The organism is Vibrio sp. D173a (assembly GCF_030248475.1).
On the sequence record NZ_JAHGAH010000834.1, the window covers coordinates 1 to 744 of the forward strand.

A 744-nucleotide genomic window follows, 5' to 3' on the forward strand; every position below is an offset into this window, starting at 1 on the left:
CAGAGGAACCTGTGGCAGCGCGTGCTCTTTCACATGCTCGTCAACCATACCCGTATCAATCAGGCCAGGAGCGACACAGTTGACGGTGATCTTGCGTTTAGCCAGTTCTAGAGCAAGAGACTTAGTTGCGCCAATCACACCCGCTTTTGCCGCCGCATAGTTGGTTTGACCGCGGTTACCCATGATGCCTGATACAGATGCTAGAGTGACGATACGACCGCCTTTACGCTTTTGAACCATTGGCATCACACAAGGGTGAAGTACGTTGTAGAAGCTATCTAGGTTGGTATGGATAACGCCATCCCACTCTTCTTCAGTCATAGCAGGAAATGCAGTGTCACGAGTAATGCCCGCATTGTTTACCACGCCATAATAAGCACCATGCTCGGCAATATCAGCTTCAAGTGTCTCTCGGCACTGTTCACGGTTACTGATATCAAACTGAATCAGGCGGCCTGTGCCCCCTTCAGATTCAATGTGCTCTAGAGTTTCTTGAGCACCCTGCTTGTCACCCATATAGTGAACGGCAATGTGAAAGCCATCTTTGGCAAGTTGAATAGCAATGGCCTTACCAATACCTTTGCTGGCACCGGTGGCTAATACTTGGCGAGTCATGACTGGCTCCTCGTTTTCATTTCTTGTAATTTTTGTTCTGTTGGTACGTAGACATTGAGTTGGCACTTAGCGACCACTTCGCCTTGATGTTCTACTCTTGCGGTGAATACCGCCATACCACTATCTTCC

Annotated in this window: 1 protein-coding gene and 1 pseudogene; both read right to left on the reverse strand. The window is 48.8% G+C overall.

The window, feature by feature from the left end; translation table 11 throughout:
- Positions 1–615 (reverse strand): 3-ketoacyl-ACP reductase FabG2 (locus KIV40_RS29645; protein ID WP_285352836.1); only part of this gene is annotated, 615 nt, incomplete at its 3' end.
- Positions 612–744, reverse strand: a pseudogene (locus KIV40_RS29650) (3-hydroxydecanoyl-ACP dehydratase); the annotation flags it as partial. The gene KIV40_RS29645 and the pseudogene KIV40_RS29650, both read right to left, overlap by 4 nt.